General features: G+C 66.5%; 10 protein-coding genes. 9 read left to right on the top strand and 1 reads right to left on the bottom strand.

Annotated features, from left to right (window positions below):
* Nucleotide 1: 1 nt before the first annotated feature.
* From E4341_RS11025 to E4341_RS11005, 5 genes are read left to right on the top strand one after another with little or no spacing between them, the layout of a single operon-like run.
* Nucleotides 2–1,468, top strand: a complete 1,467-nt coding sequence (locus E4341_RS11025) for a glucoamylase family protein (RefSeq protein WP_165117265.1) — start codon at nucleotides 2–4, stop codon at nucleotides 1,466–1,468.
* A complete protein-coding gene (locus E4341_RS11020; RefSeq protein WP_165117263.1) occupies nucleotides 1,465–2,733 on the top strand; it encodes a sugar ABC transporter substrate-binding protein in 1,269 nt (422 codons plus the stop codon). The genes E4341_RS11025 and E4341_RS11020 overlap by 4 nt, the downstream gene beginning before the upstream one ends.
* Nucleotides 2,730–3,674: a carbohydrate ABC transporter permease gene (locus tag E4341_RS11015; protein WP_240893529.1), complete on the top strand. Its 945-nt coding sequence runs from the start codon at nucleotides 2,730–2,732 to the stop codon at nucleotides 3,672–3,674. The genes E4341_RS11020 and E4341_RS11015 overlap by 4 nt, the downstream gene beginning before the upstream one ends.
* On the top strand, nucleotides 3,671–4,486 hold the full coding sequence (locus E4341_RS11010; RefSeq protein WP_165117261.1) for a carbohydrate ABC transporter permease: 816 nt from the start codon (nucleotides 3,671–3,673) through the stop codon (nucleotides 4,484–4,486). The genes E4341_RS11015 and E4341_RS11010 overlap by 4 nt, the downstream gene beginning before the upstream one ends.
* Nucleotides 4,487–4,504: 18 nt before the next feature.
* A complete protein-coding gene (locus tag E4341_RS11005) occupies nucleotides 4,505–7,720 on the top strand; it encodes a discoidin domain-containing protein (protein WP_165117259.1) in 3,216 nt (1,071 codons plus the stop codon).
* 159 nt (nucleotides 7,721–7,879) lie between these two features.
* Here the strand turns inward: E4341_RS11005 and E4341_RS11000 are convergent, their stop codons facing one another.
* Nucleotides 7,880–8,968, bottom strand: a complete 1,089-nt coding sequence (locus E4341_RS11000; protein WP_165117257.1) for an ABC transporter ATP-binding protein — start codon at nucleotides 8,966–8,968, stop codon at nucleotides 7,880–7,882.
* A 174-nt stretch (nucleotides 8,969–9,142) separates the two neighbouring features.
* Here E4341_RS11000 and E4341_RS10995 point away from each other — a divergent pair, with 174 nt between their 5' ends.
* From E4341_RS10995 to E4341_RS10980, 4 genes are all read left to right on the top strand, one after another.
* Complete coding sequence (locus E4341_RS10995; RefSeq protein ID WP_165117255.1) at nucleotides 9,143–11,761, top strand: TonB-dependent siderophore receptor; 2,619 nt, start codon at nucleotides 9,143–9,145, stop codon at nucleotides 11,759–11,761.
* 54 nt (nucleotides 11,762–11,815) lie between these two features.
* Complete coding sequence (locus E4341_RS10990) at nucleotides 11,816–12,532, top strand: hypothetical protein (RefSeq protein WP_165117253.1); 717 nt, start codon at nucleotides 11,816–11,818, stop codon at nucleotides 12,530–12,532.
* Between the two features lie 372 nt (nucleotides 12,533–12,904).
* Complete coding sequence (locus E4341_RS10985) at nucleotides 12,905–13,840, top strand: winged helix-turn-helix domain-containing protein (RefSeq protein WP_165117251.1); 936 nt, start codon at nucleotides 12,905–12,907, stop codon at nucleotides 13,838–13,840.
* Between the two features lie 91 nt (nucleotides 13,841–13,931).
* On the top strand, nucleotides 13,932–14,939 hold the full coding sequence (locus tag E4341_RS10980; protein ID WP_205751278.1) for a sensor histidine kinase: 1,008 nt from the start codon (nucleotides 13,932–13,934) through the stop codon (nucleotides 14,937–14,939).
* Nucleotides 14,940–14,973: the final 34 nt, after the last annotated feature.

The raw sequence follows: 14,973 nt of genomic DNA, 5'->3' as shown, positions 1-14,973 counted from the left end.
CATGAATCGTCGAAACTTCCTGATGGGGACCACCACAGGCGCGGCGACTCTGGCCGTTGGATTTCCGGTGATGGCGGCGGCGCAGCAGGCGGCGACGACGGGGGCGGTCAATGGGACGCAGAGACGGCCGATGCGGCTGGATCAAGAGATTGATGAACTTCAAGAGCGGACGTTCCGCTGGTTCGAGAAGGTCACGGATCGCAAGACCGGCCTGACGCCGGATCGCTGGCCGACGCCGTCGTTCTGTTCGGTGGCGGCGGTCGGGTTCGCGCTTACCTGCTGGCCTGTGGGCGTCGAGCGCGGCTGGATGAGCCGGGCCGAGGCGCGTGAGCGGACCCTGACGACGCTGCGCTTCTTCCATGATTTGCCGCAGGGGCCCGAGGCCAGCGGCACGGCGGGGTACAAGGGCTTCTTCTACCACTTCCTGGATATGGAGACGGGGCTTCGCTACCGGACCAACGAACTGTCGACGGTCGATACGGCGCTGCTGATCGGCGGAATGTTGTTCGCCGCCCGCTACTTCGACGGCCGTCATGCCGACGAGGCGGAAATCCGTCAGAAGGCCCAGGCGATCTACGAACGGATCGAATGGCCGTGGGCCGTGATCCGCGACAACCGCATCACCATGGGCTGGCACCCCGAGAGCGGCTTCATTCCGTCCGACTGGCACGTCTATAACGAGGGCATGCTGGTGCTGCTGCTGGCCATCGGCAGCCCGACCCATCCGGTGTCGGTCAATGTCTGGCACGAATGGGCGGCCAGCTATGACGAGAGCTGGACCGATCGCTGGGGCAGCTGGCACCTGAACTTCGCGCCCATCTTCGGGCACCAGTACAGCCATATGTTCATCGACTTCCGCGGCATTCAGGACGCCTGGATGCGGGGGCAGTCGGCCCAGCTGGGCGAATACTTGGACTATTTCGAAAACAGCCGCCGCGCCGTCTACGCCCAGCAGAAGTACGCTCACGACAATCCGGGCGGCTGGGCGGGCTATTCGTCCGAGGTCTGGGGCCTGACGGCCTGCGACGGGCCGGGCGATTTCAAACAGATCATTGATGGCAAGGAGCGCGAGTTCTTCAGCTATTCCGCGCGCGGGCCCGGCGAGCGCGACGACGGCACCATCGCGCCGACGGCGGCGGCCAGCTCCATCGCCTTCGCGCCCGAAATCGTTGTGCCCTGCGTCAAGGCGATGAAGGCGCGCTATGGCTCGGGCGTCTATACCGAGTGGGGCTTCCTCGACAGCTTCAACCCGACACTGACAGTGCGCGACGGACCGCTGCAGCACGGCAAGATCGTGGACGGCGTGGGTTGGGTGGACGGCGACTATCTGGGCATCGACCAAGGGCCGATCGTCATCATGACCGAGAATCACAGGTCCGAGTTCGTCTGGCGCTATATGCGCGGCGAGCCCAATATCCGCCGCGCGCTCGACATCGCGGGCTTCACCGGCGGCTGGATGAACGCATGATGGCGACGGCCCACAGGCGCGGCGCTCTGGCCCTGATGGCGGGAGGGGCGGCTGCGGCCTGCACCCCGCGCCGTGACGGCGAGACCGTGCTGCGCTTCTGGGCCATGGGCAATGAGGGCGGGACTGTCGGGCAGTTGATGCCCGAGTTCGAGCGCCGCAATCCGGGCGTCCGCGTGTCGGTCCAGCCCCTGCCGTGGACGGCGGCGCACGAAAAGCTGCTGACCGCCTACGCCGGCGCCTCGCTGCCGGACGTCAGCCAGATCGGCAACACCTGGGTGGCGGAGCTGACCGCCATCGGCGCCCTGTCGCCGACCCCGGCCGAGGCCGCGAACCTGCTGACTGACCAGTTTCCGGCAGTGCTGGAGACCAACGAAATCGCCGGCCGCGCCATGACCACGCCCTGGTATGTCGACACACGGCTTTTGTTCTATCGCAAGGATCTGCTGGCGCGGGCCGGCTTCGACGCCCCGCCCGAAGACTGGGCCGAATGGAAGCGGGCCATGCATGCGATCAAGCGTGTGGCGGGCGGCGACAACTACGCCATCCTGCTGCCGTTGAACGAGTTCGAGCAGCTTCTGACCTTCGGGCTTCAGATCGACGAGCCGCTGCTGAGGGATCGGGATACGCGCGGAAACTTCTCCAACCCCGGCTTCGTCTCAGCCTTGGCCTTCTACCGCAGCCTGTTCGACGAGCAATTGGCGCCGCTGGCCTCGTCGACGCAGATCTCCAACGTCTGGACCGAGTTCGCCAGGGGCTATTTCAGCTTCTACTTCTCCGGCCCGTGGAGCGTGGGCGATTTCCGCAGCAAGCTGCCCGCGTCGTTCCAGCCGAACTGGGCCACGGCGGGCGTGCCGGGACCGAATGGCCTGGGCGCCTCGGCGCCGGGCGGGTCCAGCCTGGCGGTCTTCAAATCCTCCCCGCACCAGGAAGCCGCCTGGGCCCTGGTCCGCTATCTGTCCGAGCCGGCGGTGCAGGCCCGGTTCAACACCATCGTCGGCGACCTGCCTGCGCGCCAGAGCGCCTGGGACATCGCGGGCGTCGAGCGCGATCCGATGCTGGCGCCGTTCCGGGGCCAACTGGCGCGCGCCAAGGCCGTGCCCAAGGTGCCGGAATGGGAGCGGATCGTGACAGAGATGCAGATCGTCGCCGAACGGATGGTGCGCGGCGAATACACGCCCGAGGCCGCCGCCGCCGAGATCGACCGCCGCGCCGACCGTCTGCTGGAGAAGCGTCGCTGGATGATGGAACAGGGCAGGGCCGTATGACTGTCGCCGATCCGACATTGTCCAAGGCGGGGGCCAGCGTTAAGCCGTCACGCGGACGCGGCGCGCGCGAGCGGGCGGCCTGGGCCTTCGTCGCCCCGGCGATGCTCGCCATCGGCGTGTTCTTCGCCATTCCGGTGATCGCGGCCCTGCTGCTCAGCCTGACCGACTTCGACATCTACGCCCTGGAGAATCTGGACAATCTGCGTTTCGTCGGCTTGCAGAACTATGAGCGGCTGCTGACCAATCCCCTGTTCTGGGGAGCGATGAAGAACACCCTGACCTTCGCCGTCCTCGGCGTGCCCTTGTCCATCGCCGCGTCCCTGGCGGCGGCGGTGATCCTGAACGCGCGGGTGGTGAAGTGGCGGCCGATTTGGCGGGTGATGTTCTTCGCCCCGTATGTCACGACTCTGGTCGCGACGGCGGTGGTCTGGCGCTATCTGCTGCACACCCGCTACGGCGTCATCAACTGGGGGCTGGAGAGCATCGGCCTGCCGGCCGTGGATTGGCTGGGCGATCCCTCGACCTCGATCCCCGCCATCCTGATGTTCGTGGTCTGGAAGATCTTTGGCTACAATATGCTGATCTTCCTGGCGGTGCTTCAGACTGTGCCGGACGACCTTTATGAAGCCGCGCGCATCGACGGCGCCGGCCCATGGAAGCAGTTCCGCCATGTGACCCTGCCGGCCATCGCGCCGACCATGCTGCTCGTCTCGATCATCTCTGTCGCCAGCTTCTTCCAGCTGTTCGCCGAACCCTATGTGATGACGCAGGGCGGGCCGGCCCAGAGCACGGTGACGGTGCTCTACTTCATGTACGAAGAGGGCTTCAAATGGTGGAACCTGGGCTCCGCCAGCGCCGTCGCCTTCGTCCTGTTCCTGTGCATCCTGGCCATCACCCTGGTCCAGCTGGCGGTCGCCAAGCGGGTGGGGGCGTATCAGTGAAACTCCGCGCCATCCTGCTCAATCTGGCCGTCGGCCTCATCGCCATCATCGTCCTGTTCCCTTTGGTCTGGATGGTGTCGGTCAGCTTCATGGCGACGGGCGAGGCGGCCGTCTTTCCGCCGCCGCTGCTGCCCTCGCACTGGACGCTGGAGCACTATCGCGATCTGTTCCTGAACCAGGGGATGGGGCGGTATTTGTGGAACAGCTTCGCCCTGGCGACACTGGCGACCATCTTGGCGCTCGGCTTCACCGTCCCGGCCGGCTACGCCTTCGCCAAGCTGAAGTTCGCCGGGCGCGAACGGCTATTCCAGTTCCTGGTCGCCGCCTTGGTGGTGCCCGCCCAGATCGGCACACTGCCGCTGTTCCTCATGCTGAAGGGGATGGGGCTGGTGAATACCTATGCCGGGGCCCTGGTGCCCTGGCTGGCCTCGATCTTCGGCCTGTTTCTGGTGCGTCAGTATGCGCTGAGCATTCCCGATGAGATGTTGGAGGCCGCGCGGATCGACGGCGCCAGCGAGGGCCAGATCTTCCGTCGCGTCGTCCTGCCGACATTGCAGCCGATCATCGTGACCCTGGGTCTGTTCGTCTTCCTGGGCAGCTGGAACGATTTCCTGTGGCCGCTGATCATCCTGACGGACCAGTCGAACTACACCCTGCCGGTCGCCTTGGCGGCCCTGTCGCGCGAGCATGTGCAGGACATCGAACTGATGATGGCCGGCGCCGTCGTCACGGTCGCGCCCGTGCTGATCCTCTTCCTCGCCCTGCAACGCTACTACATCCGCGGCATGCTCGCGGGCAGCGTGAAGGGCTGACCAGAACTGCGAGTTTCGATGCGTAACCTCCTGCTGGCCGCCGCCTCGGTCCTGACCCTCGCTCTGGCCGCGCCCGCCATCGCCCAGGAAACGCGCGTTCTCGACAGCATGGACGATGCGACGCGGTGGGAGGCCAGCGCCTCGACCGACGTTCACGCCGCCGTCTCCGCCGTCGCCGGCCATGACGGGAAAGCGGTGCGGCTCGACTACGATTTCGACGGCAAGGCGGGTTACGCGGTGCTCAGCCGGTCGCTGCCGTTCGACCTGTCCGACAACTACGAAATCAGCTTCTGGGTGCGTGGCGCCGGGCCGACCAATACCTTCGAGGTCAAGCTGACGGACGCCTCGGCCGAGAATGTCTGGTGGAAGCAGACGGCGCGCTACGACTTTCCCGACGGCTGGACCCGGTTCGTCATCAAACGCCGTCAGGTCTCCAAAGCCTGGGGACCAAGCCCTGAAACCATCCTGCGTCGCGCCCAGCGGGTTGAATTCGTCGTGGTCGCGGCCGAGGGCGGCAAGGGCTCGGTCGAGATCGACCAACTGACCCTGCGCGCGCTGCCGGTCGAACCGCCGGTTCCACCCCAGCCGATCGCCAGCGATCGACGAACGGCGTCGACCGCCGCCAACGCCGTCGATCTCGACCCGAAAACCGCCTGGACCCCGCCGGTGGGCGAGGCCTCGGCCCTGACGCTGGACCTGGGTTACGAGCGCGAGTTCGGCGGCCTGACCCTGCGCTGGGGCGAGCGGGGCGCGGCGAGCGACTATCGCGTTTCGGCCTCCCTGGATGGGCGCGAGTGGCGGCCGCTGACGACGATCACGGGCGGCAATGGCGGCGTCGATTGGCTGCGCACGCCCGAGGCGACGGCGCGCTGGCTGAGGCTGGAGCCGCTGAAGCCCGTTTCCGCCTCCGACGTCGTCGGTTCGTCCGGCGCAGGCCAGCGGCTGGGGGCGGCCCAGGCGACGACCTATGCGCTGAACGAGATTGAGGTCGAACCCCTAGCCTTCGGTGCCGACCCCACTGTCTTCGTCGAGGCGGTTGCGAAGGAAAATCGGCGCGGCCTTTACCCGCGCGGCTTCTCCGGCGAGCAGTCCTATTGGACCCTGGTCGGTGTCGATGGGGGCGGCGAGAGCGGCCTGATCGGCGAGGACGGCGCCATCGAACTGCGCCGCGCCGGACCCAGTATTGAACCCTTCGTCGTTGACAACGGGCGGCTGATCACCTGGGCCGACGTCAATATCGAACAGGGGCTGAAGGACGGCGACCTGCCGGTCCCGTCCGTCACCTGGACCGCCGACGACTGGACGCTGAAGATCACCAGCTTCGCCGACGGTCAGGCGGATCAGGCGCAGCTTTGGGGCCGTTACGACCTGACCAATACCTCCAGCCGGCCGCGTACCCTGATTCTGGCCCTGGCCGCGCGCCCGATGCAGGTGAATGCGCCGCGTCAGTTCCTGGCCATTCCTGGCGGTGTCAGCCCGGTGGAGACGGTCGGCTGGGACGGCGCGCAGTTGAGCCTGAACAACACGGTGCGGGTGCAGCCGTTGGCGGCCCCGGATCAGATTGCGCTGGCGACCTTCGACGCCGGCAGCGATCCGCAGTCCCTGATTCTGCCGTCCGCGCGCCGACCGGCCGCCGAGGTCATGACGACGACCGACGCCACGGGTCTGGCCGCCGGCGCCCTGACCTATGAGGTGACGCTGCAACCCGGCGAGACGCGCACGGTCGGCTGGGTGTCGCAGCTGTCCGGCGACGCTCTGGCGCCCGAGCCGTTGGGGCAGGCGGGGGCTGTGCTGGATACGGTCGAGACCCGGTTGGCGGCCGAATGGCGCGAGAAACTGGATCGGGTCGACCTGACCCTTCCGCCCGCCGCCCAGCGGATCGAGGACGCGCTGAAATCCTCGCTGGCTCATATGCTGATGTCGCGTCAGGGACCGATCCTGCAACCCGGCACCCGCAGCTACAACCGCTCGTGGATCCGCGACGGGGCGATGATGGCCGAGGGTTTGAACCGGCTGGGCATGGCCGAGCATTCGGCCGACTATCTGCGCTGGTACGCCCCTTATGTGTTCGAGAACGGCAAGGTCCCGTGCTGCGTCGATGCGCGCGGCGCCGATCCGGTGCCCGAGAACGACAGCCACGGCGAATTCGTCTTTCTGGCCGCCGAAACCTATCGCTACACCAAGGACGAGGCCCTGCTGCGCCAGGTCTGGCCGCAGGTGCAAAAGGCGATCGCCTATATGGACGAACTGCGCGCCTCGACCCGGACGACGGCCTTCCAAACGCCGGACCAGCGGCATCTGTACGGCCTCTTGCCCCCCACGATCAGCCACGAGGGCTATTCGGACAAGGCGGCCTATTCCTACTGGGACGATTTCTGGGGCCTGCTGGGCTACAAGGACGCGGTCTTCATCGCCGAAGCTCTCGGCGATGCTGAGGCCGCCGCCCGCTATGCGGCGGCGCGCGATCAGTTCGCCGCCGACATCCGCGCGTCGATCACGGCGACCGCGGCCCATCATGGCATCGACTGGATCGCCGGCGCTGCGGACCGGGGGGATTTCGACGCCACCTCGACCACCATCGCCCTGTCGCCGGCGAGCGAACAGGATCATCTGCCGCCTGAGCTTCTGGCGCGAACCTTTGATCACTACTGGGAAAACTTCCAGAACCGTCTGACCAACCGGACGGCGTGGAAGGACTACACCCCCTACGAATGGCGGCTGGTCGGCGCCTATGTGCGGCTGGGTCAGAAGGACCGGGCGCTTGAGGTGCTGGACTTCCTGATGGCCGACCGTCGGCCAGAGGCCTGGAACGGCTGGGCCGAGGTGGTCGGCCGCGAAAAGCGCGAGCCGCGCTTCATCGGCGACATGCCGCACGCTTGGATCAGCTCGGACTATATCCGTTCGGCGCTCGATCTGTTCGCCTACGAGCGGGACCGCGATCACGCCCTGGTGCTGGCGGCCGGCGTGCCTGAGGCGTGGCTGGACACCGCGGAGGGGGTCGGCGTGCGGAATCTGCGCACTGCCTATGGGCCGCTGACCTATGCCTATCGCAAGGAAGGCCAGGGCTACGTCCTCACCTTGGGCGACGGAGCGACGCCGCCGGGCGGCTTCGTCTTGCATTGGCCGGCGGGGCAGGGGCGGCCGGAGCGGGCACGGATCGACGGCCGCTCAGCGACTTGGTCGGGTGATGAACTGGTCATTCCGGCAGGGGCGCGGCGGGTGCAGTTGCGCTGATGAAAGCCTTTTCCTTCTCCCACTGGGAGAAGGCGGCCCGAAGGGCCGCATGAGGGGCGGCCGATAGGCCCGGTCACACCATCCCACCCTCACCCTTTCGCGCGAAGGACGATCGCTCACGTTCTCGTGCGCTCAAGCCCTCTCCCAATGGGAGAGGGGTCAGAGGCGCTTGAAGGCTTTCCCGTCCGCGCCGAACAGGTGGGCCTGTTTTGCGGGCACGTGCAGCGTCAGTCGCTCGCCCGCCTTGGATTGCAGTTCGCCTGCCAGCTGAACCGTCAGCGTGTCTGGCGTCGCCGGATGCTTCAGGTGCGCCATGGTCGTGGCGCCTAGGGTCTCGACGAACATGACCTCGGCGCTCAGGGCGTCGCCGTCGTCGTTGAGGGTCAGATGCTCAGGACGGACGCCCAGGGTGACGGTATCGCCGGGCTTGGCTGAGGCGGCGTCCACGGCGATCCGGATCGTCTCGCCGGCCGTCGTCTTCACCGTCACGCCGGTGGCCGACGCCTCGACGATTTCGGCTTTTAGCAGATTCATCTTCGGACTGCCGATGAAGCCGGCGACGAACAGGTTGGCGGGGTGTTCGTAAAGGTCCATCGGCGCGCCGACCTGTTCGATCCGCCCGGCGTTCAGCACCACGATACGGTCGGCCAGGGTCATGGCCTCGACCTGGTCGTGGGTGACGTAGATCATGGTGGTCTTCAGTTCGGCGTGCAGCCGCGCGAACTCGTAGCGCATCCGAACCCGTAGGGCCGCGTCCAGGTTGGACAGGGGCTCGTCGAAGAGGAAGACCTCGGGCTCGCGCACGATGGCGCGGCCGATGGCGACGCGCTGGCGCTGGCCGCCCGACATGGCCTTGGGCTTGCGATCCAGATAGTCGGTGATGCTGAGCGCCTCGGCGGCGGCGCGGACGCGTTGGTCGATCTCGCCCTTGTCCGTCTTGGCCAGCTTCAGGCCGAAGGCCATGTTCTCATAGGCCGTCATGTGCGGGTAGAGGGCATAGGACTGGAACACCATGGCGATGCCGCGGTCGGAGGGCGACAGATCGTTGACCACGCGGTCGCCAATCAGAACCTGGCCTGTCGTTGCCTCTTCCAGACCGGCGATGGTGCGCAGCAGGGTGGACTTGCCGCAGCCCGACGGGCCGACGAAGACCACGAACTCGCCGTCGGCAATCTCGAGATCGACGCCCTTCAGCACCTCGACGGCGCCGAACGCCTTTTTCACGTCGACCAGACGGACGTTCGCCATGCTTCCTGCTTCCCTGAACCGTTTCTGTTTTGTCGCACCGTAACCGGTTACATGGCGGGATCAATGGCGCACGATGTCTCGCCGCCAACTGAAATTGCAAATCTGCAAAATTGGGCTTTCGCAAAAACGAAGTGCTGGATAGAAGCCCGCTGCCAACCGCGGGGGAGTATCCAAATGACGCAGCGCAACTTCTTGATGGCGACAGCCTCGATCGCTTGGCTGGCGACGGCTGCGGCCGCTCAGGCCCAGGAGGCGTCGCGCGTGGACGATGTGGTCGTCACCGGCTCCCGGATTGCGGGCGGCGAGCGGATCGCCCCGGTAGAGACTGTGGCCCGCGAAACCATCGCCGCCGCCGGCATCGCCGATGCCTCTCAGCTGGTCCGGCTGGTCACGGCCAACTCGGGCTCGGAGGCCCAGGTCGATCAGCTGAACCAGCCGCAGAGTTCGGGGACGGCCCAGTTCAACCTCCGCAATCTCGGCCTCGGCTCGACCTTGGTCCTGGTGGACGGACAGCGCTGGACCAACAGCGCCGTGGTGGCGACGGACGGCTCGGGCTTCGTCGACATCAACTCGCTGGTGCCGATGATCGCGCTTCAGCGGGTCGAGGTGGTCAAGGACGGCGCCTCGGCCGTCTATGGCTCGGACGCGGTGGCGGGCGTGGTCAACTTCATCACCCGGCGGGGCGTGGACCGTCCCGAGATCAGCGCCAAATACGCCGTCGCCGACGGGTCGGAAGAGAGCGTGATCGAGGCCATTGGCGGGCTGAAATTGCTGGGCGGAGACCTGACGCTGGCGGCCTCGCATTTCCATCGTTCGGCCCTGGGGTCGGACGAGCGGAACTTCACCCAGGCCGAACGCTATGGCCGCGCCGCCTGGACGGCCGTAACCAGCTATGGCCAGCCGGGTTCCTATTTCCGACCCACCCGCAACGGTTTTTCGCCCGACCCGGCGTGCGGCAATCCGGCGTTCGGCAGCGCCTATCTGAACTCGCCCACGGACGCCTTCTGCCGGCTGGACTATTCGGACTTCTTCGATCTGGTCCCGGAGGAGACGCGCACGCAGCTGTTTGCGGATTACCGACGACCTGTGGGCGACATGACCCTGTCGCTGCAAGGGGCGTGGTCGGCGACCAACACCATCGCGCGCCAGTCGCCGTCGCTGCCGATCCTGGCGCGGTCGCTGACGGTGCCGGCGACCCATCCTGACAATCCGTTCGGCGAGGCGGTGCTGTTCCGGGGGCGGCTGCTGGGGGCGGAGGCCGGCGCGTCGCAGGCCGAGTTCGACTATCGCACCTGGCGCCTGGCGGCCGGGCTGGATGGGCGTTTCGGCAATGGCTGGACCTGGAACCTGTCGGCGACCAGCAGCCGCCAGCATGTCGCCTACGACAAACCTGACACCATCGGCAGCGCCTTGCAGAATGCGCTGAATGGCCGGGGCGGGGCGGGCTGCAATCCCGCGACCGGAACGCCCGGCGTCGGGCCCTGCCAGTATTTCAACCCGTTCGGCAGCGCCTATCTGGGAACCGGGACGGCCAACAGCGCCGCCCTGATCGACAGCCTCATCGGCTCGACCGGCCTGCGGGGCGCGGCGACCCTGACGACGGCGGACGCCTCGACCAGCGGCGAGGCCCTGGCCTGGGCCGGCGGGTCGGTCGATGTCGCCGTGGGCGCCCAGTATCGCCGCAGCGGCTTCCGTCACGACTGGAGCGATCTGGTGAACCGGGGCGATCTGCTGACGGCGGGCGTGTCGCCGGATTTCGAGGGCGATCAGGAAGCCTTGGCCGCCTTCGCCGAAGCCCGCCTCCATCTGGGCGACCGGATCGAGGCGCAGTTGGCCGGGCGCTACGAATCCTACGACGGCAACGAGGGCCGGTTCAGCCCCAAGGCCGCGATCCGGTGGGACGTCACCGACGCCCTGGCCCTGCGCGCGTCGTGGGGGCAGGGGTTCCGGGCGCCGTCGGTCTATGCCCAGTCGGGGGCGCAGGCGTCGCAGCCGTCGGTGTTCGACCGAGGGGCGTTCGTCTTCGTCAACACCCTGACCTCGGGCCGGGCCGACCTGAAGCCCGAGAAATCCGAGAGCCTGAACCTGGGCGCGGTCTGGACGCCGATCGAGGGGCTGGAACTGGGCGTGGACGCCTGGCGGTTCGACTATGCCGATCAGGTGGTCAAGGAATCGGCCCAGGCCATCATCAACCAGGCGGCGGCCGACACGGCGGCGGGGCGGAGCGGCACGGAGGCGCAGAGCCGCATCACCCGTTCGGCCAGCGGCGCCCTGACCTTCGTCCAGCTGTATTTCGTCAACGCCTCGTCCATCGAGACCCAAGGGATCGACCTGTCGGCCCGCTATCGGCGCGGTCTGTGGGGCGGGGAGGCGACGGCCTCGGCGACCTGGACCTATGTGGACGCCTATGACATCCGGCTGGACGCGTCGGCCGCGAAGGTATCGGGCGTCGGTTCGACCAACCTGAACAACATCGGCCGATCCCTGCCGCGCAATCGGGGGGAGTTCGCCCTGGACTGGAGCGGCGGGGCGAACGCGGTGACGGCCCTGGTCCACTATACCGACGCATACGCCAACGACCGCAGCGGCATCACCGACGCCAGCATCACCAGCCAGACGACGGTCGATCTGCTCTACCGCCGCACGATCGGCGCTGACGTGGATCTGGCGGTCGGGGTGGTCAATGTGGCCGATAACGCCCCGCCGCTGGCGCAGTTCGCCCTGGGCTATGACCCGGTCGTGGCCGATCCGCGCGGACGGGTGGTCAGCATCGGCCTGAGCAAGCGGTTCTGATCGGCGGTTGCGCGGCCAACCGGGCGGTGTATGCATCGCCTGGGGGAGAATCCGATGACCGACGGCGAGACGACGCGCAAGCAGGCGTTCAAGGACCTGTCCGAGGACGCGCTGGGCTTTGGCGGCGCGGAGGTGCGGACCGCGCGCGACCTGCTGGTGCGGCCCCGGTTGGTGCTGCAGGCCTGGATGATCGAGGGGCCGACCGGGGGCGGGCGTTACGCCAAGCCGTTGAAGCTGTATCTGGCGCTGAACGCGATCCTGATGCTGATCGTGTTTTTGCGCGGGGGCCTGAGCCTTTATCTGGACGGCATGCCGGCCGAGGTGCTGAACCCCCTGCTTCAGGAGGCAGGCAAGTCGCGCGACGCCTTCATGTCGGACGCCGACGGTTGGATGTCGCTGGTGGCTGTGCCGATCATGGCGCCGCTCTACGCCCTGGCGGCCATGCCGCTGTTTCGCCTGTGGGACGCCGAGGACCTGGGCCTGAGATGCGGGTTTCGCGCGGCCTTCGCCTATCTGAACGCCTGGACCGTCCCGTTGCTCCCGCTGGCCTGGTTCATTTTCAGCCCCGGCCCGCTGGCCGCGGCGTGCAGCCTGTTGATGCTGGTGCTGGGCATCGTGGCCTTCATGCGGATGGGGCGGGGACGGTGGTATCGGGGCGTGGTCCCCGGCCTGATCAAGGGCCTGATCGTGATGACGGCCATCGGTCTGTCCAGCGTCGTTGCGACCTTTATCGTGATGGTCATCGGCGTCTTCGCCGGGTTCGCGGCCTAGACGGTCGCCTGACAAAAACACCGTCTAATTCGTCTAATTCGTCTAAAATCAGCGACAGAGCGAAATTGCACGGCGCCGAAAAAGGGCGTGCAAAATGCAAGGTGGTGCACTTCTTGAGCGCTGCTGTTTTCAAAGACCCGTCGACATCATAGTCCCGTTCGGGGATGCGTCAGGTCGATTGACGAAGGCCGTCTCTAAGCGCCCGACACTAAAAGGGATTTGTCGGCGAACAATGACGGCAAGGCTGCGCCTTTGTGCGTGGATCGGTCGTCGGCCCGCATCTGTCTCGAAACCTCATTTTCGGTAGTTGCCTTGTCGACAGGGGCGCGAGCGAGGGCGACAGTGTTCGTCGAAGCCTCAAACGGTCCGCCAATGTCTCTGCGTTTACAGGCCGCTCAGGTCGCTTGGCTGAATACGAAGCTGACCCTCGATTTCATCGCCGCATCCCGCACCTGGATCGACGAGGACCTGATATCCGCGCTGCTGACGGCGGGCGTCGTGGATGCAAACGTCAGAGGCGCCGACGACGAAGGTGCGGCGCGCGACTCTTCCATTGGAGCCGGCATTTTGCCGAACGCCCTGCGGCGGCCTGTGAATGCAATCAGCATCGCCATGTCCCTGGGCGTGCCGCGCGAGAGCGCACGCACCAAACTGGCGGGACTGGTGGAGCGGGGCGTGCTGGTGCGGACCGACGGCGGCTTCGTCTTGCGCGCCGAGGTGTCACAGTCGAAGCCGTTCAAGTCCGCGATGGAAGCCTTCCTTCTGGCCACGGTGGAGTTCGTCGATGGGCTGGCGATGCTGAACGCGTGCGGCGCCCGCGACGGCGATCGGGTCGTCACCCCAGTCTGGCCTGTCGCAGGCCTGGCGACGCGGCTGATGACGGCGCACGTCCTGAGAGGCATCCAGCACGCCCGGTCGCTGAAGCCCGAAATCAGTCTGACGACGCACTACGTCCTGCTCTGGCTGTCGCATCTCACCGGAAGCGCCTTGCGGGTTGTTCAGGAGCCGGACGCCGGCCGTCTTGGCCCCTTGAACCCGCCGTTCGGGCCGGTGAGCGTGATCGAGGTCGCCAAGGCCGCCAGAATGGACGACGAAACGGTTCGCAGGCACCTGGGTCAGCTTGAAAGGGCAGGCTTGGTCATCCGGGTCGCGGGCAAGAGAGACATCAATCTGCCGGATCAGACCCTGGTCGCGAACTGGCTCGATTTTCAAAGCCGGACGATCCTCGGCACGCAGCAACTGGTGCGCAAACTCTATGTCGCGGGCGTGATCGTCGATCGGCCAAGCGAAACCATTCGATTGTTCTGAACGACGATGATGAGGTTCGCATCACAGATTGATGCTGGGGCTGCATGCGTCGGTTGCTCGTCGAATGCCGTCTTCAACAGGGGCCGCGCCGATGCCAGCCCTTATTGATGCGTTCGACTGGGCGACGACGCCACTGGGGCCAAAGCGCGATTGGTCGCCCGCGCTGAGCATTACCTATGACATGATGAGGGGAATGGGTTTCGCGGCCAGCGTCATGTGGGGCCCGGAGCGCACCTTGCTCTACAACGGCGCCTACATTCCGCTGCTCGGACAAAAGCATCCGAACGCCCTGGGCCGTCCGCTGGATCAGGTCTGGCATGAGGTGTGGGACGATTTGCGCCCTCTGACGGAGCGCGCGCTGGCAGGCGAAACCGTTTTTCTGGAAGACCTGCCGCTGACGATGGTTCGAAACGGCTATTCGGAAGACACCTGCTGGGTGCTGTCCTACAGCCCCGTGCGGGACGGCGACGCGATCGTCGGCATTCTCAATATCGCCATCGAAACGACCGAGCGGGTGCGGGGCGAGCAACACCGGCAGATGCTGGTCGACGAATGCGGCCACCGGGTGAAGAACACGCTCGCGCTGGTTCAAGCGGTCGCCCGCAGCACCTTGTCGGGCGTCGATCGGGATGTGCTGGAGCGTTTCGACGAGCGACTGAACGCCATCGCCAAGACCCAGCAGACGCTGGATGAAAAGGCGTGGAATGGCGGCGACCTCGGTGAGATTGTTCGCGACGCGGTCGGTAATCTGGTGCGCAGGCCGGTTTCCATCTCGGGGCCGTCGGTGCACCTGTCGCCGCGTGTGGCGCAGACGGTCGCCTTGATCATCCACGAACTGACGACGAACGCGTTCAAGCATGGCGCCCTCGCCAAGCCTGGCGGCCGCGTCTCGGTCGATTGGCGGCTTGATGAGGGTGAACTTGTCCTGACGTGGATCGAAGGCGGGGGCACGCCGGCCCATCCGCCGCTCAAGACCGGCTTTGGCGTCAAACTGCTCGCGAGAGGCCTGCTGGGGTGCGGCGGCGCGGATCTTCGTTACGGCGTAGAGGGGTTTTCGGCGACGTTCACAGCGCCGGCGTCGCGTCTGACCGACAGTTGACGATGCTCGGCGAGGGGGCGAAAGCGGCTGCATC

This window comes from Brevundimonas sp. 'scallop' (assembly GCF_011045535.1).
Classification (GTDB): domain Bacteria; phylum Pseudomonadota; class Alphaproteobacteria; order Caulobacterales; family Caulobacteraceae; genus Brevundimonas; species Brevundimonas vesicularis.
The sequence above is the reverse complement of the archived record's forward strand: the minus strand, read 5'-3'. Positions and strand labels throughout refer to the sequence as shown.